Origin of the sequence: Nocardia amikacinitolerans, assembly GCF_900215415.1 — a bacterium.
GTDB lineage: Bacteria > Actinomycetota > Actinomycetes > Mycobacteriales > Mycobacteriaceae > Nocardia > Nocardia amikacinitolerans.
In genome coordinates, this window is record NZ_OBEG01000003.1 from 65,763 (window position 1) to 90,513 (window position 24,751).

A 24,751-nucleotide genomic window follows, 5' to 3' on the forward strand; every position below is an offset into this window, starting at 1 on the left:
TGTGAGGCGTGTGGTGGTTGTGTGGGAGCTAGGGGAGTCCGGCGCGGTGGCGCAGGATGGCTGCGGTGGCGTCGTCGGCGGGGAGGAAGGCCTCCAGGTGCAGCTCGGAGAGCGTGACGTCGACGGCGGTGGCGAAGGACGTGATGGTGGTGATGAGCCGCAGTTCGCCTTCCTCGCTGCGCAGTCGCAGCGGGACGGCGAAGCCGAGGTGGTCGGGGCCGGGTTCGGCTTCCGGTAGATAGCCCTCCAGCTCGGCAATGAAGGTGTCCAGCTCGGGATCGGGGCTGCGCAGGGCACGCCCGCGCAGGGATTCGGTCACGTGCCTGCCCCACTCGGGCAGGTTGAGCACACGGCGGGCGAGGCCTTCGGGGTGCAGCGCGAGACGCAGCACGTTGACGGGTGGCGCGAGCAGTTCCGGCGCGGCGCCTTCGGTGAGCAACTCGAAGGCGGCGTTGGCGGCGACGAGCACGCCGTACGGACGGACCACGACCGCCGGATACGGCAGGTGGCCTTCGAGTATGCGGTCGAGCGCCTTCCGTACCGGTGCCAATTCCGGTGTGTCCAAACGTGATTCGGCGAAGACCGGCGCGTAACCCGCGGCCAGCAGCAGACCGTTGCGCTCGCGCAGCGAAAGCTCGAGCGACTCGGCGAGACGCACCACCATGGTGCGGCCCGGGCGGGAACGGCCTTGCTCGAGGAAGCTGAGGTAGCGCTGGGTGGTGTCGGCCCGGATGGCCAGATCCAGCTGGCTCACCCGGCGTAGGGTCCGCCATCGCTTTAGCTGGTGAGCGAACGCGCCGGGCTGCGGGGCTTTCGTTGGCTGCGCCACCGGAACCCCGAGCGCCGGGGGCCGGGGTGGCTTCGCCGCTGGGCGCTCGGGTGGCTGCACCACGGTGGTCATTCGTCCTTGATATCGGACCCGCCGAGGCCGCGCCATACCCTGCGGGGAATCGCCACGGGACCGCGCGCTCACCAGACTCGGCTCCCATGAGCACCCACGATGACAAAGAACTGACCCGCTTCGCCGAACGCTACGTAGCACTCTGGAACGAACCCGACCCCGCAGTGCGCCGCGCGGCTATCGGTGAATTCTGGGCCGTCGACGGCGCCCAGATACTGGTCGATCCGCCCGAACCGGTCCGCGCCGCCGCGACCGACCTGGCCGTCCCGATCCCGTCGTTCGAGGTGCGCGGCCGCGAAGCTCTGGACCGCAGGGTGAGCCGCGCCTACGAGATGTTCATCGCCCCTGGCGAACACGTCTTCGCACCCCACGGCCACCCTGTCCGCCTCACCCCGAACCTCGTCGGCCTCGGTTGGGCAATGGTGACCCGCGCCGACGGCACCGTGCAAGGCGGCGGCTACGAAGTGATCGCCCTCGACGAGGAGGGCCGAATCCGCCTGGACCACCAATACATCGGCCTCGACTGAGACCGATCAGGCTTCGAAGAACAGGAGGTTGCCCGCGGCGTCGCGCTTGCCGAGGTCGGCTTCGATGGCGGTGGCCAGTTCGGTGGTGGTCGACCACGTGCGTGGGGGATCGCCGTCGAGGTTGCCGATGGTGAGCCAGGTGTCGGTGCCGCGGTAGCGGACCAGTCCTTTGCCCGAGTCGTCGACGGTGACATCGAGATCGCCGGACACCGTCCCTTCCTCCTCGGTCATGACGGCGGCCTTGTCGGAGATCTCGATGACGTCGATTATCTGAACCCTCCTTGGCGGACGCAGTCGTCGATCGCGGTGCGCAACGCGGACTGTTCGGCAGGATCAATGGTCAGACCGTATTTTACTTTGACCGTGAGGTAGCGCTCGATATAGCCACACCGGAAAGTTCCCGGCGGCAGGTAGTTCGCGGCGTCCTGATCACCCTTCGACCTGTTGGCCGTCGGGTCCGAGGCTTCGAGGTTGACGGCGTCGTTGGCGATGCGGCGGCGAGTGTCCTCGTCCAGCGCGGCGGCGCCGGACCGCCAGGCCTCGGCCAGCGCGACGATGTGCTCGGCGTCGACGCCCGAGGGGTCGGTGATCCACTTGTACTCTTTGAGCTGCCCGCTCTTGCGGTCGAGGACTCCGTATTCGTCGCGCCAGCCGCCGTCGGGTCCGACCGTGAGCGCGCAGGTCTTCGGATCGAGCCGGACCGTGCCGACGGCGTCGCGCAGCAGCATCACTTCCCGGGTGGTGCAGCGACTGTACTGCGCGAAGTCGGCGCCGAAACCGTGCTCGGGCTTGTTCGGATCCCAATGCGGGAACTTCTCGCGGCTGTATCCGGTCATCGGGGCTTCCTGCGCCACAGCCAGTTTCGCGAGCAGGTCACGAACGTCCTTGGCGGTGGCGGAGGTTTGGCCGGGTGCGGCGGCGGGCGGCTGACTGTCGCCGTCGGTCCACTTGTCGAGGACCGTGATGGCGAGGGTCAGCAAGAGCGTGAAGACGATCGGCGCGACAACGGCGACGACTTTGCGGGACGAACTCCACTTCACAGCGATCCCCCGTCGAACGGGGCCGATGTGGCGCTACCGGCCAACGGGCACAAGAGGAACGACTGCCGGGCCGTGAGCTTCATCGAGTTGCTTCCTAACGCCTACCTCGTCCAATTATCGCGGGCGCCAAGGTACCTGTCTCGACTATGTCGGAATGCCAACGCCGCGTATGAGGTTCGGCACACCGGAAACGCTGGACCACCCCTGAGCCGCCGTGCCGGCGCCGGCCCAGGGGTGGCGAGCCACGAACGATGAAGTAGATACTCCGCGGCGGCTTGGCAACCTCCATTGGAAGCTCGCAATTGCCAGTACGTTTGGGAGGGATGTCCACGTACCTACTGCGTTGCTACGGAAAACAACGGGTGGTCGGCGTCTTCGAGCACACGACGTGGGGCGAGCCGGTGTCCCGTGTTGTGGCGAGCGTCACCGGACATCCGGGCTCGGTGCGGGTTTCGGTTCAGTCCTCGTCCGGCTCGGCGTCCGCGGGCTGCGCCATCGGCGGAACTCCCGTGTCAAGGAACCGGATCAGTCGTTCGATGCGCGTGGTGTGGTCGACGCAGCGCTCCAGATGGTTCCCGAGCAGGGCGAGGTCGATGGCCGCGCCGGCGGGTTGCGCGCGCTCCGGATCGGTCAGCGCCGCGTGCAGCCTGCCCCGCAGTTCGGCGAGTGTGGCGTTGACCGGTTCGGCGTCGGCGGACTGGTGGGCGGTGGCGACGGCCTCGCCCGCGAGTGCGGTGCGGTGCGCCGCGAACTTGCCGAGCTCGGCGAGTACGTCCAGGATTGGTTGCGGCGCAACGTGGTTCGGATGGCTCCGGTACACTTGATCGGCGACACGGCTGGTCAGCCAGCCGATACGGGACAGCTCGTTGGCGATCTGGATCGCCGTCACCACGTGCCGCAGATCCCTTGCCACCGGCGCCTGCAACGCGAGCAGCACCACCGTCCGTGCCTCGCACGCGCCGAACATCTTCTGTAGCTGCTCGTCGAGGGCGAAGACCTCGTAGGTGGCGGTGAGGTCGGCGCTGGCGAGAGCGTCGTTTACTCGCTCCACAGCGTCGTGGGCGAGTCGGCACATCAGCGTCAGATCATTGGTCAACGCGTTGAGCTCGTGGGTGAACTGGGTCCGCACCGGCAAATTCTCGCTTATGGTGGGGCGCGCGGGGAAACGATTCGCGCTGCCCGCCAACGGGTTATCGGCTCCATCGGTGGATGCCATCCGCGAAACCGGCGCTGCACAGGGCAAATAGCCGTTGAGCATAATTCGACGGAATGGAACGCGTGGCATCGCGAATGGCGTCAGTTCCTGAGCCGTTGGCCACTCCTTCGCGTAGGTCGAAGGGGAGAGGGTGAGTGACGGGGTTCGAACCCGCGACCTCCTGGACCACAACCAGGCGCTCTGACCAGCTGAGCTACACCCACCGCGCACGGCTTCCGCGTGTGGCCACGGTAGCGACCAAGCGCCATGACCCGCCAGCGATTTTCGCCGCGCCGCACCTCGCCGCGCAGTGTTACGGTCGGCGTATGCCGAAGAAGGACGATGTGCAACACCGTCTGGTGACCACCTTCCAGCGCCTGGTCGGAAACCCCCTCCTGCGCAGACTGCCCAACCAGCAACTGCTCGAGACGACCGGCCGGGTGAGCGGCGAACCGCGCATCACCCCGATCGGCGGCCGCCGGGTCGGCGACAGCTTCTGGCTGGTCTCGGAGTTCGGCGAGCGCTCCCAGTACATCCGGAACATCAAGGCGAACAACCGGGTTCGCGTCCGCCTGCACGGCCGCTGGCACGCCGGCACCGCCCACCTGCTCCCGGAGGACGACGCCCGCGCGCCTGCGCGAACTGCCGCGCGCCAACAGCGCCGCGGTCCGGCTCGTCGGCACCGACCTGCTGACCGTCCGCGTCGACCTGGACTGAGGCGTGCCCGACTACATCCGCTGGTTGCGGGCGCGGGTCGGCCACGACCACATCCAGTTGGCGTACGCCGCCGCGTGCGTGGTGACCGACGGACGCGTGCTCATGCACCGTCGCAGCGACGACGGCCAGTGGGGGTTGCCCGGCGGCGCCATCGAACTCGGTGAGTCGGCCGCGGCCGCCGTAGTGCGCGAGGTCGCCGAGGAGACCGGTGTGCGGGTGGAAATCGAAGCGCTGCAAGGCGTCTACACCGCGTACCGGCACGTCTACCCGAACGGCGATGTGGTGCAGCCGATCACCGTGTTCTTCCGGTGCGCGCCGGTCGGCGGACGACTCGGCGGCGACGCGGAATCGCTCGAGGTGCGCTACTTCGATCTGGACGCCACCCCCGAGCTGACCAACCCGGTCTACCTGGACGCGCTCGACGACCTGCGTGCCGGGCGGCTCGGCGTCTACCGCTGACCGCCGGCCCGGCGTCGGCTAGGCGGGCTGTTTCTCCAGCACCTCGACGAGCCGCCAGGTCACCGACGACGCGTCGGCGGGTGGGTGGTCGACGGATGTCTGCTCGATGCGCAGCCGGTAGTGGTTGCCGGGCTGAAACTCGAATCCCTCGATCGAACCGTAGAACAACTCCCACGGTCCGTTCTGGTCGCGGCGGATCTGTAGGCACTCCATCGGCGCGACTCCGGTGCACCGCATGGTCCTCGGCGCGACCTCGATAACGAAGGTTCCGGGGATCTGCACGGATTCGCTGGTGGTGGTCGTGGCGAGGAGTGTCGGGCCCTCCGGCACGGTCGTGCACGCGGCAAGCAGCGGAACGAGCAGGATGCCCGTGGCGACGGCCTCGCGGAGTCGTTGCTGCATCCCCCCGATGATACCGATCCGGGTGCGCGGAAATAGCTGGGACGATGGAGGGCATGATCCGTGCGTTGACAACCCGCTGGACCGTGTTCGCCCCCCTCCTCGCCGCGCTCGCCTTGGTCGCCACTTGGGGACGAAGTATGCCGACAGCGGGGGTGATCATCGTCGCGGTGTTTCTCGCGAGCGCGGTGCTCGCCGCGGTTCAGCACGCCGAGATCGTCGCGCACCGGGTGGGGGAGCCGTTCGGATCGCTTGTCCTCGCGGTCGCGGTGACCGTGATCGAGGTGGCGCTCATCGTGACGCTGATGATCTCCGGCGGCGAGAAGTCCGCGACCCTGGCCCGCGACACCGTCTTCGCCGCGGTGATGATCACCTGCAACGGCATCTTCGGTCTCGCGCTGCTGGTCGGCGCGCTGCGCAGACGCCTCGCGGTCTTCAACGCGGAGGGCACGGGCGCGGCGCTGGCCACGGTGGCGACGCTGGCCACGCTGAGCCTGGTGCTGCCGACCTTCACCTCGAGCGTGCCCGGCCCCGAGTTCTCGCCCGCGCAGCTCGCCTTCGCCGCCGTCGCGTCGCTCGCGCTGTACGGCCTGTTCGTGATGGTGCAGACGGTGCGCCACCGCGACGACTTCCTTCCGGTGGAGGGCGACGGCGTGGTCACCGACGACGACACGACCGTCGAGCGGCCCTCCGTCCGCGCGACGCTCACCAGCCTCGGACTGCTGGTCGTCGCGCTGGTCGGCGTGGTCGGTCTGGCGAAGGTGGTCTCGCCCGCCATCGAATCGGCGGTGGCCTACGCGGGCATGCCGCCCGCCGCGGTGGGCGTGGCGATCGCGCTGCTCGTGCTGCTTCCCGAGACGCTGGCCGCGGTGCGGGCCGCGCGCCGCGATCAGGTGCAGATCAGTCTGAACCTGGCGCTGGGTTCGGCGATGGCGAGCATCGGGTTGACCATCCCGGCGATCGCTGTGGCAACTATCTGGCTACAGGGTCCGCTGGTGCTCGGGCTGGGTGCGACGCAGATGGTTCTGCTGGCGCTGACGGTTGTCGTCGGTGTGCTGACCGTGGTTCCCGGCCGGGCGACGCTACTGCAAGGCGGCGTCCATCTGGCTCTGTTCTCGGCTTTTGTGTTCCTCGCCGCTAGTCCGTAGGCATGGTGATGTGTCTCACGAATAACAGGAAGCGTTCGCACGAACGGCTCGGGAGTGGTCAGGGTCACACCACCTCAATTTTGTTGTGACGCAGAGTACCGATTAGCTTGACGGATGTTGGCATTGACGCCGGATTCGGAGAGCGCCATGAATTTCGACATCTCCCGTGCGGAAAGCGCGGCATGCGGGTCTCGTCTATGACGCCGGAATTGTCCACGGCCACCCGGGAATCCGCGACCGCGATCCTCCGCAAGAATTTCTCGGACACGGTGGTGTCGTCGTTGCGGACTTTCGGTCGTGCGGTGGGTATCGCGCAGGAGTCGGTGGTCGGGGCGGTCGGTGACCTCGCGCGTCGGGAGTTTCAGTGGCGTGAGGCGGTGTTGCAGGCGTGGCGGTTGATCACGGTGACGACGGTGCCCGCGATCTTGATGGCGATTCCGTTCGGGGTGATCGTGTCGATCCAGGTGGGCAACCTGATCCACACGTTGGGTGCGGATTCGTTGTTGGGTGCCACCGGTGGTCTCGGGGTGATCAAGCAGGGTGCGCCGATGGCGACCGGGTTCCTGTTGGGTGGTGCGGGGGCGGCGGCGATCGCGGCGGATTTGGGGGCGCGCACGATTCGGGAGGAGATCGATGCGTTGCACACGATGGGGATCTCGCCGATTCATCGGTTGGTGATTCCGCGGATGGTGGCGATGTTGATGGTGGCGCCGTTGTTGAACGTGTTGATCATCTTCGTCGGGGTGCTCGCCGGGTATGCGGTGGCGATCGGTGGGCAGGGGGTGACGCCTGGGTCGTATTGGGCGACGTTCGGGTCGTTCACGACGACGGCGGATGTGTGGGTGTCGTTGGTGAAGGCGTTGATCTTCGGGTTTTTGGTGGTGGTCATCGCGTGTCAGCGGGGGTTGGAGGCCAAGGGTGGTCCGCGGGGTGTTGCTGATGCGGTGAACGCGGCGGTGGTGTTGTCGGTGGTGTCGATCGTGTGTGTGAATCTGTTGTTGACGCAGGTGACCGCGATGTTCCTCCCCACGAGGCTCGCGTAATGGCCGTCTCCTCCTACGTCCCCAAGGGATTCGCTCCCGTCGCGCGCTACTTCCGTCGCGGCAGCCGTGTGGTTCGCGCGATCGACTCGCTCGGCTTCGTCACGGTGTTCGTCTGGCAAGTGCTCTCGGCGATTCCGCTGACGCTGCGCCGCTACCGCGCCGAGACCATGCGCGCCATCACCAACATGACCTGGGGTCGCGGCTCCATCGTGGTCGGCGGCGGCACGGTGCCGATGATGATCGTGCTCGGCCTGGTGATGGGCGCTTCGGTCGGCGTCGAATCCTTCGCCACCTTGGACATGCTCGGCATGGGTCCGGTAACCGGCATCGTCTCGGCCTACGCGACCACCCGCGAGCTGGCCCCGATCGCGGCCGCCGTCGGTTTCGCCGCGCAGGCGGGTTGCCGCATCACCGCCGAGATCGGCTCCATGCGCATCTCCGAGGAGATCGACGCGATCGAATCGCTCGGGCTTCGCTCGGTGCCGTTCGTGGTGACGACTCGCGTCATCGCGGGCGCGCTGGCCATCGTGCCGACGTTCCTGATCGCGTTGATCCTGTCCTACCTCGCCTGCCACGGCCTCATCACGCTGGTGCACGGCCAATCCGCGGGCGTCTACGACCACTACTTCTTCCAGTTCGTGTCCGGATTCGACGTGATCGCCGCGGTGATCAAGGTCGCGATCTTCGGCACCGTGGTGATTCTCGTGCACAGCTACTACGGCTTCTTCGCGACCGGCGGCCCCGAGGGCGTCGGCATCGCGTCGGGCCGCGCGGTGCGCACCAGTTTCGTGGCGATCATCGCCATCGACATGGTGTTGTCCATCGTGCTGTGGGGATTCAACACGGCGATCAGCTTTACGGGGTGAACATTGCCTGCCTACGGTCTGCCCGGCGTCGCCGCGGACAAGAAACGTTCGCGCACGGTCGGATTGGTGATCGTCGCGCTGATCGCGGTTGTCGCGCTGACCACCGCGCTCTACCGCGACCTGCGCTCCGAAGACGGTCTGCGCATCGCGCTGCACACCGAACAGATCGGTGACGGTGTCACCGAGGGCACCCAGGTGCGCCTGGACGGTGTGCTGGTCGGCGAGGTGGACCGGATCGCACCCGCCGCGCGCGGCACCCAGCGAATCACGCTGCGGCTGGACGACTCCCGGCTGCACGGCATCGACGACTCGCTGCTGGTGGACTACGCGCCCGCCAACCTTTTCGGTATCAGCGAACTCGAACTGCGCCGCGGCCCGGGCGGTTCGCCGCTGCGCCAGGACACCGAGATCGACCTGACCGGCCCGCGCGCCGCCGCCGTCTACGACGCAACGATGGGCAGCATCCTGCGCAGCCTCTCGCAGGTGGGCGCGTCGGTCTTCAGCCCGCAGCTGGCGACCGTCATCGCGCAGGTCTCAGCGGACTTCAAGGCGTTCACGCCGCTGGTGCAGGCGCTGATCACGGTGGCGCGCACCATCGCCGACAACCAGACGATGCCCGCGTCGGAACTGCTCGGCAGACTCGGTCCGGCCTTCGACGGCGGCGGTGACTTCGCGGGCGCGACCATCCAGATCCTGGACCAGATCCACGACATCCGGATCGTGCAGACCGACAAGGACCGCTACGACGTGGGCGTCGCCGCCCTCACCGGTCAGATCCTGCCCGGCCTCGCCACCACGGTCAGCACCGCGGGCGGACAACTCGCGGAGGCCACCGACATGCTGGCGCCGCTGCTGAGCGTGCTCGCCAAGATGGTGCCGCGTCCGCAGCAGTCGGCGGCCGAATTGCGCCTGCTGCTGGAGCGTTTGCGCGCGGCGATGCCGGATTCGCCCGAGGGGCCGGTGCTGAATCTGGAGGTCGACCTGCAGGGCGTGCCGGGTATCGCGGTGCCGCTGCTCGGCCAGGGAGGTATTCGATGACAGTGCGCGGCGCGGCATGGCGCCTCGGTCTGTTCGCCGCGGTGATGGCGGTGGTGCTCGCGCTGGTGCTCACCGCGATCAAGCGGCCGGTGTCCGGTGACACTCAGGCGCACGACGCGCTGTTCACCGACGCCAACGGCCTGAAGGTCGGCGACGACGTGCGCATGTACGGCGTGCAGGTGGGCAAGGTCGAGAAGATCTCGCTCGACGGGGTGAAGGCGAAGGTCCACCTCACCGTCGAGACGGCGACGCCGATCTACGACAACAGCACGCTGGCCATTCGGTACCAGAACCTGACCGGTCAGCGGTACATCGATCTACAGCAGCAGCCGAATCCCGGTGTGCGCCTACCCGCCAACGCCGTGATCGGCACCGACATGACGGTGCCATCGTTCGACGTGACGAGCCTGTTCAACGGTCTGAAGCCGGTGCTCGCGACGCTGTCGCCGGAAGCGGTCAACCAGTTCACCGAGAGCATGCTCGCGGTGATCGAGGGCGACGGCACCGGCATCGGCCCTGCCATGCAGGCCATCGGCCAGCTCAGCCAGTACGTGGGCGATCGCCAGCAGGTGATAGGTCAGCTGGTGAAGAACATGTCCGACATCGCCGACCGGGTCGGCGGACGCGTGCACTACCTGGTGCCGCTGCTTGCTCGGCTCAGCGACGTCTTCCAATCCCTCCAGGCCGATATCGGCGGACTCGCCGATTTCGCGATGTCCGCGCCCGCGGTGCTCGGTCCGCTCGACCGGCTGCTCGCGACACTCGGCCTCGACCCGCACAGCGGCCAGGACATCGACGCGATGATCCGCGGCCTGTTCCCCGATCCGCAGCAGGCGGTCGAGGTCTTCGGCAGGCTGCCCGGCCTGCTCCAGTCGGTGGACAACGCGCTGCCGCGCACCGTCGCGGGCTGGCAGCCGGAGTGCAGCAAGGGCGCCGCCGAGCTGCCCGCGCCGGTACGCGTCCTCGTCGCAGGACAGAAGGTGGCGATATGCCAGGCGTGATTTCCCGCTGGTTCGGCGACCGGCCGATCCTGGACGATGCGGCCAAGCGGCGCAAGGAGATTCGCTTCGGCATCTTCGGTGTGGTGCTCGTCGTGCTCGGCATGGCCGCCGCGGCGGTGCTGTACGCGGTGCCGTTCGGCAAGACCACCTACACCGCCGAACTGTCCGAGGCACAGTCGGTGAAGGAAGGCGACGACGTGCGCCTGGCCGGTGTCTCGGTGGGGTCGGTGGAATCGCTGGAGCTGAAGCCGGATCGGGTTGTCATGAAGTTCACCGTGAAATCCGATGTGTTCCTCGGTGACAAGACCTCGCTCGACATTCGCATGCTCACCGTGGTCGGCGGGCACTACGTGGCGCTGTTCCCCGCCGGTGACGCGCCGCTCGGCGACAAGCCGATCCCGGCGGATCGAGTTCGCCTGCCCTACAGCCTGATCCAGACCTTCCAGGACGCGACGACACCGCTGAACGAACTGGACGGCGACACGCTGCGGCGCAATCTCGCCGCGCTGGACGAGTCGCTCACCTCGGCGCCGGAGACGCTGCGCACCACCCTGGACACCGTCGGCGGCTACATCGACGCCATCGACCGCCAGCGCGCGCAGGTCTCCAATGCCATTGCGGTGGCGGACGAATACGTGACCATGTACGACGGCGCGAAGACCGATCTGGGCAGGCTGATGGACAACGTCAACCTGCTGGAGACCGTGCTGATCGACAAGCGCGCGGAGCTGCGCGAGGCCGTCGCACTGCTGAACAGCGTGGTGCAGCGGCTCGCCGCACTCACGCCCGCGTGGGAGTCGACGTTGAAGCCGAGAGCGCAGCAGCTGTCCGACGCCCTGCCGCGACTGGAAGAGATGGGCGGCAAGCTCGAACCGATGATCGCGAGCACCCAGCAGCTGAGCGAGAAGCTGCGGTCGCTGGTGATTCCCGAGGAGGGCGTGGTTCTGGACCGCTCGGGTGAAACCGTGCCCGCGCCGGCGGGTCTGGATCTGTCGTCGGTGTGCGTTCCGGTGCCGGGGAAGGAGTGCTGATGCTGAAGAAGCTCCTCGGCACCCAGGCGTTCATGTCGATCGCGGGAGCCGTGGTCATCGCGTTGCTCGCGGTGGTCGGTTACGTCGTCCTCTTCGATCCGCTGAAGAGCACCGAATCCTATTGCGCGATCATGCCCGACAGCATCGGCCTGTACGAGGGCAACCAGGTGACCATGCGCGGCATCACGGTCGGCAGCGTGACCTCGGTGCGCAACCAGGGCCCGAACGTGCGGGTCGACTTCGAGGTCGACGCCGACCATCCGGTGTACGCCGACGCCTCGGCCACCACGGTGTCCGACACCGTCGTCGCCGATCGGGAACTCGCGGTGCTGGCCAGCGGCACGAATCTGGAGCGCTGGAACAGTTCCCAGTGCATCACCAAGACGCTGACCCCGAAGAGCCTCACCGAGACGCTCACCGCGCTCGCGCAGCTTTCCGACCAGATCGTCGGACCCGATCCGTCCCAGCCGAATTCGCTGGCGAACGGCCTCGCTTCGCTGGACCGCGCCACCGCGGGGACCGGGCCGCAGATCAACGAGCTGATCCGCAAGCTGGGCTCGGCGCTGAAATCACCCGACGCCGACATCGGCCATCTGGCAGGCATTTTCGACGCGTTCGCCTCGGTTTCGCAGAAGGTCAATCAGTACTGGGGCGACCTGCAATCCATGCTCGTGCGCGTCGGACCGGTGCTGAATCAGGCAAGCGAGGACCTGCTGATCCCGGGCGCGCAGCTGTTCGACGGTCTCGCCGAGGTGCTGCCGATGCTCAACGACATCACCACCTCGTTCGGTGACGAGATCCTCACCCTGCTCGACCGCGCGGTGCCGATGCTGAAGCTGTTGCGCGCCAACGTCGGCTCGTTGCGCGAGATCGTGCTCACCACACCGGTGTTCGCGTCCGCGCTGCGCAGTGTCGCCGATCCGGAGACCGGCGCGGCGAGCCTGACCTACGCCCCGCCGAAGGTGGCGATTCCGCAGGGCAATGCCGAGGCGGTGTGCGCGGCGGTGAACGCGGTGGCGCCCGGCCGGTGCGCGGGCGCCGAGAACGGCATGGTGAACGTGGAATTGGTCCAGTTGGTACTGGGATTGGCGGGTGCCCGGTGAACGAACGGAGTGAGCGAATCATGTGCCAGCGCGCTTCGCGTATGCCGGAGCCGAGCGTCGGCGAGGCACAGGCATGAGTGCACAGGCGGCTCGGCTGGATCGAGGAACCGGGCGCGACCAGGCGGTCGGGCACACCGTGACGCTACGTCGGCGGCCGAAATACTTGCGACGCAGCGCAATAGCGGTTGCCATGGCAGCCTCGATCGCGCTCGGTGGCTGCGCCTTCGACCCGTCCTCGGTGCCGGTGCCCGGCACGTCGATCGCTGGGCCGAGTTACCGCGTACAGATCCAGTTCGCCAACGTGTTGAATCTCCCGGCCCGCGCGAAGGTCATCGCCAACGGCGCGCAGGTCGGCACGGTCGAGAAGGTCACCGTGGTGCCCGCCGCCGAGGCGCCGCAGGGACGCGGCGGCTACGTCGTCGTGGACACCGAGATCTCGAAATCGGTGCAGCTGCCCGCGAACACGATCGCCGAGCTGCGCCAGAACACTGTGCTCGGTGACATCCACATCGCGCTGACCACGCCGCCGGACGGCTTCGACAAGCTGCTCGAACCGGGCGGCACCATCGACATCGATCACACCAAACCTCCTGTGCAACTGGAGGACACGATGGCGGCGATGGCGTTCTTCGTGCAGGGCGGCGCGGTCGGGCAGTTGCAGGACATCGTCAATCGGTTCAACGCGGTGCTGCCGCGGGATCCGAAGGAGACCGCGCGCATCGCGGGTGTGATGGGCGCCGACGCCGCCGACCTGGCCGCCAACCTCGATCAGGTCGACAAGCTGCTCTACGGCCTCGCCAACAACGCCGAAGTGCTGCACAAGGTTCAGCCCGAGCTGGACAACATCCTCAGCGCGGCCTCGGTGGACCGGCTCGGCGCCGCCACGCAGTCCATCGACGGCGTGACCGAGATCTTCAGCGGTCTCGGCCCGGTCGGGCAGTCGCTGGGGTGGCTCGCGCCGCTGGTGCAGTCCGGTGACGCGGCGGCCAAGGCGTTCGTGCCGCTGGCCACCGGCGGGCCGCTGGACCTGCGCGATCCGTCGAACCTGGCCATGCTCGTCGCGCTGTTGCGGGACAAGATCATTCCCTTCGTCGAGCGCGGGCCGAAGGTGAACGTCACCGGTGTTCGGGTGGACGCGAGCCCCGTCGCGGAGCAGGAACAGGTCGACCGGATCGTTCAGACCCTGCGGATGATCGGAGCCGTCCGATGAAGATCGGTTCGCTTGCCTCGCTCGGCGGTATCGCCGCCATCATGATCCTCGGCGCGGCCTACCTGACCTTCGGTGTGGTGCGGGTCGATCCGTTCGCCGAGTACACGCACGCCACGATGGTGTTGAAGAACTCCGGCGGGCTCGGCGTCGGATCGCCGATCCTGTTGACCGGCATCGAGATCGGCGACGTCACGTGGGTGGACAGCACCGCGGCCGGCGTCGAGGTCGGGTTCCGGGTCGACGCGGAGCACAAGGTGCCCACCGCGAGCGTCGTCACCATCGAGCACCTTTCCGCGCTCGGTGAGCCCTACGTGCAGTTCGTGCCCAAAGCCGACGGCGGACCCTACCTGCGCGACGGGCAGCGCCTGGACACCGAGGACGTCCGGACGCCGCTGTCGATCGCCGAGGTGGCCCGGATGGTCACCAAGACCATGAACCAGCTGGACCCGGCGGTGGTCGGCTCGCTGGTGGAGACCATGAGCAAATCCATCACCGGCACCGAATCGGTGATGCCCGAACTGGCCAGGTCCGGCGACCTGCTCGCCTCGACCATCATGACAAGGGCGCCGAAGATCGCCGAGCTGCTCAACAGCTTCCAGTTGGCAGCCGCCGACATCGAATGGGCGGGTCCGGCCACTGCGGCGGGCGCGCCGGGCTTGGTGAAGTTCGGTCAGGCACTGGATGAACTCGTCGAGGCGGTCGGCCGCCTGGTCACCGCGCAGGGCAGCCCGGAGATGTACCTCGAGGGCAATGGCGTCGTGCCGTTCCTGGAGAAGTTGACGGCTTGGCTCCGCGAAGCGGGCCCCGAACTGAAGGCGCTCATCCCCGGCCTCCAGCCGCTCGCGGACGCCGCGGTCTCGTCCGCACCCCAGCTGGACCTGAGCACGTTGATCGGCCAAGCCCTGCACAGCACCGACGAGGACGCCGTCCAAATCCGCGTCGCCATCAAATAGACCCGGCGACCGAGACTTCGCAGACCTTCCACACCCTTCGCAGGGCCCGTGACCCCTGCGAAGCGTAGGGATGTGCTGCGAAGTCCGGGTTTCGTTGGGGTGCGGGCAGATTGGTAGCGAATGGCCTGTATGCCTGTCGAGCAGCGCGAACCTCGTTGCGGAGAGTCGATCTTCGAATCAGCGACCTTCGGGTAACCTGCCGGAGAAGCTCGACTACTCGTGACGGTGTTCTCTGTTCGGCAGTGAAGGCGGTGCGATAGTGGAATCCGGTGGTGGACCGTCGCCCTACGGCGATAACGATGGCCTGAACAACAACACTCGCGTCCTCACCATCGCGGCGGCCATCGCCGCGACGCTGGCGGTGGTGGTGGCGATCGGGCTCGTGTTGCGTTCGAACCAGGAGCCGGAGAACGGGCCGACACCGCCGACGCCCTCGTTCACCACCAAACCGACGGCCACCACCGCGCGCACCATGCCGATGGGCACCACCGCCCGGCCGCCGATCTCCGCCGCGCCGCAAACCGCGCGCAGGATCGGCGACGACTGCTCGGCGGGCGGCATCACCGCGCAGTGGGATCTGCGCGACGACCAGTGGACGTGCGTGCCGCAGGGCCAGGGCCACGAGCCGCACCGGATCGGCGACGACTGTTCGCACGACGGCATCACGGCCCAGTGGCGCCGAGATCCCGACGGCCAGTGGATCTGCGTGCCACCAGAGCACATTCGCGAAGACCACCAGGTCGGCGACGATTGTTCGCACGAGGGCATCACGGCCCAGTGGGGTCTCACACCGGACGGCCGATGGATCTGCGTGCCGCAGGTCGTGCCCGCACCGCCCGCCCTGCCCGCGCAACCTGCCGCACCCGCACCGCCTGTCGGACCTGCACCTCCGCCCGCACCTGCCCCGGCCGTCGTACCGGGACCGCCTGCACCGCCCGCCGCGCCCGCACCGCCGGCGGTACCCCCGCCGCCGATCGTGCCGCAACTGTTCCCGTTGCCGGTCCCGCCGATTCCGCCGGGGCTGCCCGCCGGTCGGTGAGTCGTTGGGTGTTCCGGCTGGTCGTGTCCGTGCCGCCGATCGTCCCGCAACTGTTCCCGTTGCCGGTCCCGCCGATTCCGCCGGGGCTGCCCGCCGGTCGGTGAGTGCTGCGGCTGGAATCGCCGTTCCGCGCCCACCACCGGCACGTCGTCGCCGACACCACGCTCGGCGGCGTCGAGCTGTCCGCAGGTGCGCACCTGCTGCTGCTCTGGGGCGCCGCCAACCGCGACCCGGCGATCTTCCCCGCAGCCGACCGGCTCCGCCTGGATCGCGCGGTCCAACGCGCGTCACCTCGCGTTCGGCAAAGGCGTCCACTTCTGCGTCGGCGCCGCGTTGGCGAGGTTGGAGGCGCGGGTCGCCATCGAAGCGCTGCTCGCGGCTACCGACTCGTTCGAGTTGGCACCGGAACCCGGTGCGGCCCAATGGGTTCCGAGCATCTTCGTACGACGGCACGCGCGCCTGGAACTAGTCCTCCACTGAGTTCAGTGCGGGTGCTGGGCGGCGTAGCGAGCCCGCTCCAGCTCACGCTTGCGCGCCCGCTCCGGATTCTCCAGATCGGCGGGCAGCCCGTGCTTGGCCAGCCGGTGCGCGCGATTCATCGGCATGAAGGCCGCGGTGTAGAACAGCGCGAGCAGCACGGCGAGCAGCACCATCGATCCGCGCAGCCACAATGCGCCTGGAAAGAACATGAAGACCGCGAACAGCGGTGTGAACGGCACCAGGCCGCGCACCAGATGCCGTGCGACGGCGTACTTTCCGGTCAGGTCCTCGCGCACCCAGTCGTGCAGCGAATCGGGCAGTCTGCGCCCGAAGGCGTAGCCGATCCACTCGATGGGATTGGGGCGGCGACGGGCGCGGGTCATGCGTCGACTCCTGACATTGCGTGCGATTCGGCGAGCATCGAGCGGCGGGCGGCGTCGTTGACCCTGGTCAGCACGTCGCGCAATTCCTCGAGGTCGGCGAGGGTGACGCCGAGGCGCTGCACCACCGCGGGCGGGATGCGCTCGGCTTGCGCGCGCAGGGCGGCGCCCGCCTCGGTCAGGTCGATCACCAGGTTGCGTTCGTCCCGCGGGTCGCGGCCCCTGCTGATCAGTCCGGCCGACTCCAGGCGCTTGAGCAGCGGCGAGAGGGTCGGGGAATCGAGCTGGATGGCCTCGGCGATCTCCTTCACCGACATCGGCGCCTCGCCCCACAGCGCCAGCATCACCAAGTACTGCGGATGGGTGAGGCCGAGCGGTTCGAGCAGCGGGCGGTAGACGGCGAGCACCGCGCGATTGGCCACGGCCAGCGCGAAGCACACCTGCCGGTCCAGGCGCAGCGGATCCTCGATCTCGGTGTCCACGGTTCCTCCTCGGGTCCCGGCTAGGTTAACGCACAAATAGTTAGTGCGTGAAGTAAATGTGGGCGACGCCATGCGAGCGCTGGTCACGGCCTCGACCCACCTGCGCCATTACTGTCGGGGCATGTACGACGTCGCCGCGCGCGAGCGCATTCACGAACTAGACGCCGTCCGCGGGTTCGCGCTGTGCGGAATCCTGGTGGTCAACATCTGGCAGATCACCGACATGACGGCCACCGTGCCCTCCGGTGCGGCCATGGACCCGGTCCGGCATGTGCTCTCGGTGGTGGTCGAAGAGCGCTTCTTCCCGATCTTCTCGTTCCTGTTCGGCCTGAGCTTCGCGATGTTCCTGGACGGAGCCGCCGAGCGGACCGATCGCCTGCGAGTTGTGCTGGCGCGCAGGCTGATCGCGCTCAGCATGCTCGGACTCGTGCACCAGATCTTCCAGCCGGGCGAGGCGCTGCTTCCGTACGCCGTCGTGGGACTGGTGATCCTGCTGCCCGCTTCCGCGTTGCCGTCGTGGCTCGTTCTGGTCGCGGGCCTGGTGGGCACTTTGGGTGTCGCGCTCACTCTCGGCGGCGGGTTGGCCTTGGTGCCCGGTCTCTTCCTGCTCGGCTTGGCGGCCGAACGTTTCGGCCTCGTCGACATTCTGCGCGGGCACGTCTGGCCGATCGCGGCCGTCTTCGTGCTCGCGCTGCCCGCCGCCATCGCGACCGCGGTATGGCAGTGGCGCACACCGTATCTGGAGTTGTGGACCAGCTCGATCGAACCGATCGCGGGTCTGCTCGGCGCGATCGCCTATTCGACCGGACTGCTGCTCGTGCTGCGCACCGGATTCGGTGAGGTGGTCGCCGAAGTGCTCGAGCCGATGGGTCGAATGGCGTTGACGAACTACGTGTCCGCGACGGCACTGATCCTGCTCGCGGAAGGGCGCCTGCATCTCGGCGGCACCACCCGCTATCCCGCACTGCTCGGCTTGGCCGCGGCGATCCTCCTGTTCCAGGCTTTCGTCAGTTACCTCTGGATGTCCTGGCTTCGGTACGGACCGCTGGAGTGGGTGTGGCGGTGCGTCACCTGGTGGCGCATTGTTCCCATCCGTAAGCCGGAGCCGGAAGGTATCGCCTCGATCGGCCTGCCCCGCAGGTGACTTCGGTATTCAGGCGAGCGCGACCGGGAGCAGGAGCGGCCCGCGGTGCCGGAAACCGCAGCGCCACGGTATTTCCGGTGCGGGCGTCGTCAGCGTCGTCTCGGGCCACCTGGTGAAGAACTGCTGAATTACGGCCCCCGTGACGCTGTGCACGAGCGCGGTGCCGAGACAGGAGTGCGCGCCGTGGCCGAGACCCAACTGGGCATTGCGGACGCGGGCCGGGTCGAACCGGTCGGGCCGATCGAACGCCGCCGGATCCCGATTGGCGCCCGCGAGACACAGCAGTACGGTCTGCCCAGCCCGCACGGTGTAGTCCCCGATGTCCAGATCCGTTGTCGCGAAGCGCGGTCCGGCGAGCACCTGCGGTGAGATGTAGCGCAGCAGTTCGTCCACGGCGCGGCGTCGGTCGGTGGCCGCCAGAAAAGCCCTGCGGTGCGCGGGTTCGGCGATCAGCGTGAGCAGCGCGCCCGCGATCAGGTCGGCGAGCACCTCGTACCAGACGAACAGCAGATAGAACAGCACACCCGCGAGTTCGTCCGCGGTCGGCGAGCCGGTCTCGTTGCTCGCGGCCACCAGCCGCCCGACCGGGCTGTCGGCGCTCGCCGTTTCGATCGTGGCGTCGACGAACGCGCGCATGGCGGCGAGGGTGTCCCTGGCCCGTGGCGCCGACCCGTCGGGCGACAGCGTCGAATTCGCCCAGTCCAGTAGGGTTTCCCGTTCGGAATCGGCCAGTCCGAGCAGGTCGCCGAGCACTTCGGTGGGTAGCGGAACCGCGAGACGCGCGACCAGATCCACCTTCGGATCCGCCTCGGCGCCGCGTAGCAGTGATTCGACCAGATCGCCCGCGCGCTCGCCCCACCCGGTCAGGCGGCGCGGCACCAGCTCGGCGGTGATCAGGCGGCGCAGGCGGACATGAGCCTCGGCGTCGGCGACGAGCAGCGCGTTGAGCGGGGGTGGGACGGCGAATCCGGCATAGTCCACCGGCCCGGCCTTGGTAACGTCGGCGGTCAAGCGTTCGTCCGACAGCGCGGCGCGCACATCGGCATGCCTGGTCACCAGCCAGGCGGGCGGACCGTCGGGTGTGCGGATCCGGTGCACGCCGCCCTCGCGGCGCAGTGCGTCGAGCACCGGCCACGGATCCGCCGCGAAATCGGCATCGAAAATCTCTCGCATCCCAGCCCCCATCCGCTTGTCCGCCAATACTTCTCGGCACGCTCGGTGCGCACCAAAGTACTCCGCCCGCGGCACGCGCGCCGTGTGGGCTGGTGGAGGCGTTCCTCCGCGATTGCCCGGCAATGCGGCGCGGCACGCCAGCACGGCGGCGTGGCAGGGGCGGCCGCGCGGCGCGGCTGGACGGCGGCGGCACGACGGCAGCGCGGCAGCGCGGCAGCGCGGCAGAGCGGCAGCGCGGCAGCGCGGTACGGCAAGCCGGCGGCGCGCACGGCAGGACGGTGGCGCGGCGGGGCGGCGGCGCGGCAGGACGGTGGCGCGGCAGGACGGTGGAGCGGCGCGGCTGGACGGCGGCGCGGCGCGGCGCGGCTGGACGGCAGCGCGGCAGGGCGGCACGACAGGACCGGCAGCGCGGCAGAGCGGCAGCGCGGTACGGCAAGACGGCGGCGCGCACGGCAGGACAGCGGCGTGGCGGGGCAGGAGGGCAGGGCGGCGGCGCGGCACGACAGGACGGCAGCGCGGCAGTGCGGCAGCGCGGTACGACAGGACGGCGGCGTGGCGCGGACGCGCGGCGGCGCATTCTGCACGCTTGTGCCGACGACGCTGTTGGGCGCGTCCGCGCGCCGGACTGACCGAGCGAATGGGCTGCCGCGCGACCTCTTGTCGCGCTGGGCCGGGGGAGGGCTGTTCGGCGACGTTGGCCGCCATCGTTCTCTACAAGCGTGGCCGCGCAGGACAAACGTGGCCGTGCAGGCCGTGGTCAACGGCCAGTTCTCCACCGCACGCGACGGGGGACGTGATCGCGGCGTTGGCTGCCGGGTTGGCGCACGGCTGCGCGGAGGCAATCGGACCGGCTAGTTGACCCCGACGCGGTGACCGGCGACCGCGACTGCGGGAGAAGGAGCGCGAACGGCGGCTGGAGGGACCATTTGGCCGCCCCGAGGCCGCCGCCGCAAAGGCCGAGGCCGACTACTTCGCGGGGACGCCCGCCTGCCTGATCGCGTCGAGGACCTCGCCGTAGGTCAGGGTCGTGGAGTTCACCGTGATGGTCTCCGAGACCCGGTCGACGTCGACGGAATCGACGCCGCCGAGGCCGCGCAGCGCGTTCTCGGCGACGACGGCGGATTCGTCCGAGTAATCGGTGAGGTCGAAGGTGTAGGTCATTGCCCGACTCTCCTTGGTGCTGATCGACCGGTTGTGGTCAGTTCTGCGCATACACCGAAACCGTGCGGCGCAAACGTTTCCGATCGTGTTGTTTGAGCCCGGCGGAACCGGGAATAGCGGATTCGTAATAGAAAATTTCAGCGCACCAGGATTGTCATGATCATTCTCCTAGGGCTGATCGTCCTGATCGGCGCGGTGGTCGTCGGCGTCGCCGCGGTGGCGGCGAATACCGGCGAGCTACGCACGTCGACGGGCGACTTCGCCGTTTTCGACTATCAGTTCACGGCCTCGGCCGGAGAGGTGTTCCTCTACGGCACGGTGATCGGCGCGGCGGGCGCGCTCGGTTTGGTGCTCTTGCTGACCGGGCTCTGGCGCACCTCTCGCCGCGGCAGTGAGGCGCGCAGGGAACTGCGCAAGTCACGCAGGGAGGTCGCGGCGGCTCGTCGCGACACGGCTCCGCCGCAGGCGCCGTCCGTCGCACCGCCGCCCGCCGGCAAGCCGGCCTGGAGCCCGAACCGATTCCTGCGCCGACCGTCCGGAGCCGCGCCGATGGCGGGCGCTCGCGGCAAGACACAGGCGCCGACTACCACCTGACACGTCAACGGTTTACCAAAAGAAAGGGATGTGACCGTGATTATCCTCGGATTGATTCTTCTGATTGTGGGTTGGTTGCTCGGAATCGGATTGCTGACCACCGCGGGCATCATCGTGCTGATCGTCGGCGCGGTGCTCTGGATCGCCGGCTCGGTGGGCCGTCCGATCGGCGGCCGCAGGCACTATTACTGAGGTCCCGATGAACGCCGACAATTACCGAAGGAACAGTCGTTTCGACCACCGCATTCAGGCCGCGCGGGGTCGCCTGAAGAAATTCTTCGGACGCGCGACCGATAACCCCAGGCTGACGGCGGAAGGTCGGCGAGATCAGTTCCGCGGCAACATGAAACAAGCCGCCAACAAAGTGCGGGACGCGTTCCGACGCTGACCGATCGCCGATGTCGGCCGAGGGTGTGCACTCTCGGCCGACATCGGCATGCGCGGCGGAGAACGCAGGATGGTAGACAGGCCGCCAGTTCACACCCACGAGCGGAACCTCCACGCGACCGGTTCGATGGCCTTCTGCGCCGCAGCGACGGCCGAAAGTGCGCGTAGTCGGCTCAGCCGTCGGTTGCGTTGTGCGCACCTGGAGGTTGTCGGTGAATTTCCTTGTCGGCGTGAAGGTGATCGTCTTCGCCGGGCGTCGGTGCGCGGCGCCCAGTCCTGCAACCCGGCCGTTGCCACGCTCGGCCTAGGACCTGGTGCCTGCCAGGAGAGCGAAGCCGTCGCCGGTCGCCACCGCCCGCACCGGGCGGTACGGCGAATCGGCGCGCCGAACGCGGGTCGCGGCAGGTGGCATCGGTCGCCCGAGTCCATCGAGCCGGGAGGGGTCGGTCGGAGTCTCGGGACGCGGGGTTTCCAGCCGCACCAGAAAGCGGCGTGACTGTCGGCCCGTTCTCGGTAACAGCAGCCACGCCCCCGGCGGCAGTTCATCGGCGAACGGGTCCGGTAGTACGGCACGCGAAAGACCTTCGCTCTCCGCGGTTCCCAGCGTCGCCAGCCGGGCGGCGGGCAGCGGCCTGTCGGTGCAGATCACCTGCCAGCCATCGGCGGCCGCGGCGAACATGCGCTCACCGTTCTCCCGGAGCACCACCGTCACGTCGGCGCCGTTCGCCCGCACCGTCGTGCCCGCGTGCTCGTCCAAGCGCAGTGTGAGGGTGTCGGATGTTCCGCACGGCAGGTCGGGGAGCTCGAACCCGGCGCACCGGGCCAGCAGTTGCGCGGATGCTCCCGTCCCGGGTAGCCGGACGTCCAGCTCGATGTCCGCGCCGTCGCGGGCGCGGCTCAACCTGGCAGAAGCGGGTTGGTCGGCGTAGGAAACCCGGGCGCTACCGTCACCCGTTTCGATTCCAGCGGAGAATTGCAGAACGCCGTCGGGAAACAGCGCGCGCAATCCGTCGCCGAAGCCGAAGGAATCGACCGGAATATCGACCGGTTCCCCGGCCGATTCGTCGAGAAGTTTATGGAGCCACTGGATTCGGACCGTCACGAACAACCCCTCCTCCTCCGACGCCCACCCGCGACCCGAGTGGGCTGCTCGCGTTCATCGTAGAGTGGACCACCTGCGGTTATAGCAGTTTCAGATCATTGCGGCGTACCGCCCGGTTTCGTGGAGGATTTCTTGTCGTTCACGCAACGGCCGCGCGATGAACGCATTTGTGGTAAACCGGTCGCCGAATCGCCACCGAAGTTTCTCTGGGTATCGCGGTAGGGCCGCGGTAATGCGGCAGTGAATTTCCACGACTGAACGTACCGGCATCGAGATTCGCGCCGACACTGGGGAGCGGCCTGGACGAGAGCCGTGTCACTGCCGCGGTCGACCTCGGTCTCGCCTACTGCGGGCCGGATTCGGTTGAACGCCGGCGCAATTCGGCTGCGGCCTATCGCTGACCGGATTCGCCGGAGCGCTGGCGTAATTCGGCCGCCGCACCGTCCAGCAGGTCGCACACCTGGGCGTCGTCGACCGGGGCGTAATCCCCGTACCATCGGGAGATCGCGGTGACCACTTCCGCGCCCTCCAGGCACACGACCTGGTCGACCTTCCCGCTCAGCGTGCGGATCGCCGAGGCCGCGCCCACGGGCGCCGCGAGCGCGATGCGTTCGGCCCCCGCCGCACGCACCACCGCGACGGCCGCGCGGGCGGTGACGCCGCTGGCGATTCCGTCGTCGACGATCACCGCGGTCCGCCCGTGCAGCGCGAGGGCGGACGAGCCGCCGCGATAGCGAATCGCACTGCGCGCCAACTCTGCTCGCTGTTCGGACTCCACCTCGGCGCGCCCCGACTCGGACACGAACGCGCGCGCCAGGATCTTGTCGTCGATCACCCCGACGCCGCCCTCACCGATCGCGCCGAACGCCAATTCGGGCCGATAGGGCACACGTAGCTTGCGCACCATCGCCACCGTGAGTGGCGCGTTCAGCGCGCGGGCCACCTCGTAGGCGACCGGAACGCCACCGCGCGGCACCCCGAGTACCACGGCTTCGGCGTCCCGAAAGTCGGTCAACCGCACGGCGAGTCGCCGACCCGCCGCCCGGCGATCACGGAAGGGCATGGTCGGCCTCCGGACTCGGACTTCGGAAAGCACCGAAGTCTACGCCCGGCCGAATGCCCAACGGCGGGTGGGAGCGCGGTGACCGGGTCAGATTCCGGCGACGTCGGCCAGCTGCCCGATGCCGTAGGTGACCAGCATGGCCAGCGCGCCGCCGAGCACCACCCGCAGCACCGCGCGCCGTGGATCGCTTCCGCCGAGCCGCGCGCTGACCGAACCGGTGAGTGCCAGCGCCACAAGTACCGCGGCGACCGTGACCGGAATGCGCGCGGTGACGGGCGGGAGCAGGATCGCCAGCAGTGGCAGCAGCGCGCCGAGGGTGAACGCGATCGCGGAGGACAGCGCGGCCTGCCAGGGATTGGTGAGTTCGCGCGGGTTCAAGCCGAGTTCGGCCTCGGCGTGCGCGGTGAAGGCGTCGTAGGCGGTGAGTTCCTCGGCGACCTTGCGCGCGGTCTCCGGCGTGAGTCCCTTGGCCCGATAGATGTCGGTGAGTTCCGCGAGCTCGTACTCGGGTTCGTCGGTGAGCTCCCTGCGTTCCTTGGCGAGCAGCGCACGCTCCGAATCCCGCTGGGTGCTGACCGATACGTACTCGCCGACCGCCATCGACAGCGCACCGGCCGAGACACCCGCGATGCCCGCGGTGAAGATCGCGCTCGTCGTGGTCGTCGCCGCGGCGACGCCGACCACCAGGCCCGCGGTCGACACGATGCCGTCGTTCGCGCCGAGCACGCCGGCGCGCAACCAGTTCAGCCTGGTCGCGAACCCGGCCGCGTGCGGCTCGTACGGATGGGAACCGCTGGTCGTCGAGTCCTCCATGCCCCGCACCTTAATGCGTGCCCGCGCTTTGCTCAGGACAGGGCGACACGGTGCGGAAAGGTGTGGCGGACGGGCGGTGTCTTCGCCACGTACTTGCCGAGGCGCTGTGTAAATGACTCCGCCGCAACGGGTTCCAGAGTGTCGGCGGCTCCGCAGCGGTGAATCGTCGGATAGCGGCCGACCAAGCCGTGTCGATTGCCGCGACCCGCTGGCACCGTCGGCCCGAGGCGAGCAGCGGCCGGGCATTTCCGATGCCGCCGACCGACCGCGAGCACTGAGGATTCGCGCGGGAGGCGAGCAGC

General features: G+C 68.4%; 28 protein-coding genes, 1 tRNA gene and 2 pseudogenes. 18 read left to right on the plus strand and 13 right to left on the minus strand.

Translation table 11 applies throughout. From position 1 onward, the window contains the following. Positions 1-28 precede the first annotated feature (28 nt). Positions 29-829, minus strand: coding sequence for a helix-turn-helix domain-containing protein (locus tag CRP45_RS14600; protein WP_281256205.1), 801 nt, complete (start codon positions 827-829; stop codon positions 29-31). A gap of 158 nt (positions 830-987) precedes the next feature. Between CRP45_RS14600 and CRP45_RS14605 the strand changes: the two genes are divergently transcribed. Next, positions 988-1,428, plus strand: a complete 441-nt coding sequence (locus CRP45_RS14605) for a hypothetical protein (RefSeq protein ID WP_097245553.1) — start codon at positions 988-990, stop codon at positions 1,426-1,428. Between the two features lie 6 nt (positions 1,429-1,434). Here the strand turns inward: CRP45_RS14605 and CRP45_RS14610 are convergent, their stop codons facing one another. The 4 genes from CRP45_RS14610 to CRP45_RS14625 form a co-directional block, all read right to left on the minus strand. Continuing rightward, a complete protein-coding gene (locus CRP45_RS14610; protein ID WP_084483355.1) occupies positions 1,435-1,659 on the minus strand; it encodes a hypothetical protein in 225 nt (74 codons plus the stop codon). 35 nt (positions 1,660-1,694) lie between these two features. Further along, positions 1,695-2,468, minus strand: a complete 774-nt coding sequence (locus CRP45_RS14615; RefSeq protein WP_097245554.1) for an HNH endonuclease family protein — start codon at positions 2,466-2,468, stop codon at positions 1,695-1,697. 457 nt (positions 2,469-2,925) lie between these two features. Next, the gene (locus tag CRP45_RS14620) at positions 2,926-3,597 is read right to left on the minus strand and encodes a phosphate signaling complex PhoU family protein (RefSeq protein ID WP_245910148.1); all 672 of its coding nucleotides are present in this window, start codon (positions 3,595-3,597) and stop codon (positions 2,926-2,928) included. Between the two features lie 216 nt (positions 3,598-3,813). After that, positions 3,814-3,887, minus strand: a tRNA-His gene (locus CRP45_RS14625). A gap of 102 nt (positions 3,888-3,989) precedes the next feature. Here CRP45_RS14625 and CRP45_RS14630 point away from each other — a divergent pair. Both CRP45_RS14630 and CRP45_RS14635 read left to right on the plus strand, forming a co-directional pair. Next, a pseudogene (locus CRP45_RS14630) lies at positions 3,990-4,380 on the plus strand (nitroreductase/quinone reductase family protein). A 3-nt stretch (positions 4,381-4,383) separates the two neighbouring features. Continuing rightward, on the plus strand, positions 4,384-4,839 hold the full coding sequence (locus tag CRP45_RS14635; RefSeq protein WP_067790664.1) for an NUDIX domain-containing protein: 456 nt from the start codon (positions 4,384-4,386) through the stop codon (positions 4,837-4,839). 18 nt (positions 4,840-4,857) lie between these two features. On the opposite strand, the gene CRP45_RS14640 is transcribed toward CRP45_RS14635, so the two are convergent. Continuing rightward, positions 4,858-5,241 (minus strand): DUF4377 domain-containing protein, encoded by a 384-nt coding sequence (locus CRP45_RS14640; RefSeq protein ID WP_084483354.1) that lies wholly within the window; start codon positions 5,239-5,241, stop codon positions 4,858-4,860. A gap of 53 nt (positions 5,242-5,294) precedes the next feature. Here CRP45_RS14640 and CRP45_RS14645 point away from each other — a divergent pair, with 53 nt between their 5' ends. The 11 genes and pseudogenes from CRP45_RS14645 to CRP45_RS14695 all read left to right on the plus strand — a co-directional run. Next, positions 5,295-6,386 carry a calcium:cation antiporter gene (locus CRP45_RS14645; RefSeq protein WP_097246073.1) on the plus strand — a complete coding sequence of 364 codons (1,092 nt, stop codon included), beginning with the start codon at positions 5,295-5,297 and terminating at the stop codon, positions 6,384-6,386. 197 nt (positions 6,387-6,583) lie between these two features. Further along, positions 6,584-7,429, plus strand: coding sequence for an ABC transporter permease (locus CRP45_RS14650; protein ID WP_097246074.1), 846 nt, complete (start codon positions 6,584-6,586; stop codon positions 7,427-7,429). After that, positions 7,429-8,295 carry an MlaE family ABC transporter permease gene (locus CRP45_RS14655; protein WP_097245555.1) on the plus strand — a complete coding sequence of 289 codons (867 nt, stop codon included), beginning with the start codon at positions 7,429-7,431 and terminating at the stop codon, positions 8,293-8,295. Before CRP45_RS14650 ends, CRP45_RS14655 begins: the two co-directional genes overlap by 1 nt. Before the next feature lie 3 nt (positions 8,296-8,298). After that, entirely contained in the window at positions 8,299-9,333 is a 1,035-nt protein-coding gene (locus CRP45_RS14660; protein ID WP_097245556.1) for an MlaD family protein, read from the plus strand. Beyond that, on the plus strand, positions 9,330-10,334 hold the full coding sequence (locus CRP45_RS14665) for an MlaD family protein (RefSeq protein ID WP_097245557.1): 1,005 nt from the start codon (positions 9,330-9,332) through the stop codon (positions 10,332-10,334). Before CRP45_RS14660 ends, CRP45_RS14665 begins: the two co-directional genes overlap by 4 nt. Next, positions 10,322-11,365 carry an MlaD family protein gene (locus CRP45_RS14670; protein ID WP_097245558.1) on the plus strand — a complete coding sequence of 348 codons (1,044 nt, stop codon included), beginning with the start codon at positions 10,322-10,324 and terminating at the stop codon, positions 11,363-11,365. Before CRP45_RS14665 ends, CRP45_RS14670 begins: the two co-directional genes overlap by 13 nt. After that, positions 11,365-12,468 carry an MlaD family protein gene (locus tag CRP45_RS14675; protein WP_097246075.1) on the plus strand — a complete coding sequence of 368 codons (1,104 nt, stop codon included), beginning with the start codon at positions 11,365-11,367 and terminating at the stop codon, positions 12,466-12,468. Before CRP45_RS14670 ends, CRP45_RS14675 begins: the two co-directional genes overlap by 1 nt. A 190-nt stretch (positions 12,469-12,658) precedes the next feature. Continuing rightward, entirely contained in the window at positions 12,659-13,678 is a 1,020-nt protein-coding gene (locus CRP45_RS14680; protein ID WP_097245559.1) for an MlaD family protein, read from the plus strand. Beyond that, positions 13,675-14,631, plus strand: a complete 957-nt coding sequence (locus CRP45_RS14685; RefSeq protein ID WP_097245560.1) for an MlaD family protein — start codon at positions 13,675-13,677, stop codon at positions 14,629-14,631. The genes CRP45_RS14680 and CRP45_RS14685 overlap by 4 nt, the downstream gene beginning before the upstream one ends. A gap of 259 nt (positions 14,632-14,890) precedes the next feature. Then, positions 14,891-15,670, plus strand: a complete 780-nt coding sequence (locus CRP45_RS33345) for a hypothetical protein (RefSeq protein WP_097245561.1) — start codon at positions 14,891-14,893, stop codon at positions 15,668-15,670. 107 nt (positions 15,671-15,777) lie between these two features. Then, a pseudogene (locus CRP45_RS14695) lies at positions 15,778-16,150 on the plus strand (cytochrome P450); the annotation flags it as partial. A gap of 2 nt (positions 16,151-16,152) precedes the next feature. Here CRP45_RS14695 and CRP45_RS14700 read toward each other — a convergent pair. Both CRP45_RS14700 and CRP45_RS14705 read right to left on the minus strand, forming a co-directional pair. Then, the gene (locus CRP45_RS14700) at positions 16,153-16,533 is read right to left on the minus strand and encodes a DUF5313 family protein (protein WP_097245562.1); all 381 of its coding nucleotides are present in this window, start codon (positions 16,531-16,533) and stop codon (positions 16,153-16,155) included. Further along, positions 16,530-17,012 carry a MarR family winged helix-turn-helix transcriptional regulator gene (locus CRP45_RS14705; RefSeq protein ID WP_245910149.1) on the minus strand — a complete coding sequence of 161 codons (483 nt, stop codon included), beginning with the start codon at positions 17,010-17,012 and terminating at the stop codon, positions 16,530-16,532. The genes CRP45_RS14700 and CRP45_RS14705 overlap by 4 nt, the downstream gene beginning before the upstream one ends. A gap of 121 nt (positions 17,013-17,133) precedes the next feature. Here CRP45_RS14705 and CRP45_RS14710 point away from each other — a divergent pair, with 121 nt between their 5' ends. After that, the gene (locus tag CRP45_RS14710; RefSeq protein ID WP_097245564.1) at positions 17,134-18,156 is read left to right on the plus strand and encodes a DUF418 domain-containing protein; all 1,023 of its coding nucleotides are present in this window, start codon (positions 17,134-17,136) and stop codon (positions 18,154-18,156) included. A gap of 9 nt (positions 18,157-18,165) precedes the next feature. On the opposite strand, the gene CRP45_RS32965 is transcribed toward CRP45_RS14710, so the two are convergent. Continuing rightward, positions 18,166-19,329 (minus strand): cytochrome P450, encoded by a 1,164-nt coding sequence (locus tag CRP45_RS32965; RefSeq protein ID WP_143861435.1) that lies wholly within the window; start codon positions 19,327-19,329, stop codon positions 18,166-18,168. A 966-nt stretch (positions 19,330-20,295) separates the two neighbouring features. Further along, positions 20,296-20,490, minus strand: a complete 195-nt coding sequence (locus tag CRP45_RS14720) for a heavy-metal-associated domain-containing protein (protein WP_067790628.1) — start codon at positions 20,488-20,490, stop codon at positions 20,296-20,298. A 156-nt stretch (positions 20,491-20,646) separates the two neighbouring features. Between CRP45_RS14720 and CRP45_RS14725 the strand changes: the two genes are divergently transcribed. From CRP45_RS14725 to CRP45_RS14735, 3 genes are read left to right on the plus strand one after another with little or no spacing between them, the layout of a single operon-like run. Next, positions 20,647-21,084, plus strand: a complete 438-nt coding sequence (locus CRP45_RS14725; RefSeq protein WP_179830881.1) for a hypothetical protein — start codon at positions 20,647-20,649, stop codon at positions 21,082-21,084. Positions 21,085-21,120: 36 nt separating this feature from the next. Further along, positions 21,121-21,276 carry a DUF6131 family protein gene (locus CRP45_RS33835; RefSeq protein ID WP_097246076.1) on the plus strand — a complete coding sequence of 52 codons (156 nt, stop codon included), beginning with the start codon at positions 21,121-21,123 and terminating at the stop codon, positions 21,274-21,276. 7 nt (positions 21,277-21,283) lie between these two features. Next, a complete protein-coding gene (locus tag CRP45_RS14735; protein WP_097245566.1) occupies positions 21,284-21,472 on the plus strand; it encodes a CsbD family protein in 189 nt (62 codons plus the stop codon). A gap of 303 nt (positions 21,473-21,775) precedes the next feature. On the opposite strand, the gene CRP45_RS14740 is transcribed toward CRP45_RS14735, so the two are convergent. From CRP45_RS14740 to CRP45_RS14750, 3 genes are all read right to left on the minus strand, one after another. Next, on the minus strand, positions 21,776-22,573 hold the full coding sequence (locus CRP45_RS14740) for a hypothetical protein (RefSeq protein ID WP_143861436.1): 798 nt from the start codon (positions 22,571-22,573) through the stop codon (positions 21,776-21,778). Positions 22,574-22,964: 391 nt separating this feature from the next. Beyond that, the gene (locus CRP45_RS14745; protein ID WP_097245568.1) at positions 22,965-23,636 is read right to left on the minus strand and encodes a phosphoribosyltransferase; all 672 of its coding nucleotides are present in this window, start codon (positions 23,634-23,636) and stop codon (positions 22,965-22,967) included. An 87-nt stretch (positions 23,637-23,723) separates the two neighbouring features. After that, entirely contained in the window at positions 23,724-24,449 is a 726-nt protein-coding gene (locus CRP45_RS14750) for a VIT1/CCC1 transporter family protein (protein WP_097246077.1), read from the minus strand. Positions 24,450-24,751: the final 302 nt, after the last annotated feature.

Excerpts from the sequence above, each read along its gene's own strand:
- CRP45_RS14685 (WP_097245560.1), top strand. The coding sequence starts at position 13,675 with ATGAAGATCGGTTCGCTTGCCTCGCTCGGCGGTATCGCCGCCATCATG.
- CRP45_RS14680 (WP_097245559.1), top strand. The coding sequence starts at position 12,659 with ATGGCAGCCTCGATCGCGCTCGGTGGCTGCGCCTTCGACCCGTCCTCG.
- CRP45_RS14710 (WP_097245564.1), top strand. The coding sequence starts at position 17,134 with ATGTACGACGTCGCCGCGCGCGAGCGCATTCACGAACTAGACGCCGTC.
- CRP45_RS14735 (WP_097245566.1), top strand. The coding sequence starts at position 21,284 with ATGAACGCCGACAATTACCGAAGGAACAGTCGTTTCGACCACCGCATT.
- CRP45_RS14745 (WP_097245568.1), bottom strand. The coding sequence starts at position 23,636 with ATGCCCTTCCGTGATCGCCGGGCGGCGGGTCGGCGACTCGCCGTGCGG.
- CRP45_RS14605 (WP_097245553.1), top strand. The coding sequence starts at position 988 with ATGAGCACCCACGATGACAAAGAACTGACCCGCTTCGCCGAACGCTAC.
- CRP45_RS14665 (WP_097245557.1), top strand. The coding sequence starts at position 9,330 with ATGACAGTGCGCGGCGCGGCATGGCGCCTCGGTCTGTTCGCCGCGGTG.
- CRP45_RS14650 (WP_097246074.1), top strand. The coding sequence starts at position 6,584 with ATGACGCCGGAATTGTCCACGGCCACCCGGGAATCCGCGACCGCGATC.
- CRP45_RS14670 (WP_097245558.1), top strand. The coding sequence starts at position 10,322 with ATGCCAGGCGTGATTTCCCGCTGGTTCGGCGACCGGCCGATCCTGGAC.
- CRP45_RS14675 (WP_097246075.1), top strand. The coding sequence starts at position 11,365 with ATGCTGAAGAAGCTCCTCGGCACCCAGGCGTTCATGTCGATCGCGGGA.
- CRP45_RS14700 (WP_097245562.1), bottom strand. The coding sequence starts at position 16,533 with ATGACCCGCGCCCGTCGCCGCCCCAATCCCATCGAGTGGATCGGCTAC.
- CRP45_RS14750 (WP_097246077.1), bottom strand. The coding sequence starts at position 24,449 with ATGGAGGACTCGACGACCAGCGGTTCCCATCCGTACGAGCCGCACGCG.
- CRP45_RS14655 (WP_097245555.1), top strand. The coding sequence starts at position 7,429 with ATGGCCGTCTCCTCCTACGTCCCCAAGGGATTCGCTCCCGTCGCGCGC.
- CRP45_RS14610 (WP_084483355.1), bottom strand. The coding sequence starts at position 1,659 with ATGACCGAGGAGGAAGGGACGGTGTCCGGCGATCTCGATGTCACCGTC.
- CRP45_RS14645 (WP_097246073.1), top strand. The coding sequence starts at position 5,295 with ATGATCCGTGCGTTGACAACCCGCTGGACCGTGTTCGCCCCCCTCCTC.
- CRP45_RS14720 (WP_067790628.1), bottom strand. The coding sequence starts at position 20,490 with ATGACCTACACCTTCGACCTCACCGATTACTCGGACGAATCCGCCGTC.
- CRP45_RS14725 (WP_179830881.1), top strand. The coding sequence starts at position 20,647 with ATGATCATTCTCCTAGGGCTGATCGTCCTGATCGGCGCGGTGGTCGTC.
- CRP45_RS14640 (WP_084483354.1), bottom strand. The coding sequence starts at position 5,241 with ATGCAGCAACGACTCCGCGAGGCCGTCGCCACGGGCATCCTGCTCGTT.
- CRP45_RS32965 (WP_143861435.1), bottom strand. The coding sequence starts at position 19,329 with ATGCGAGAGATTTTCGATGCCGATTTCGCGGCGGATCCGTGGCCGGTG.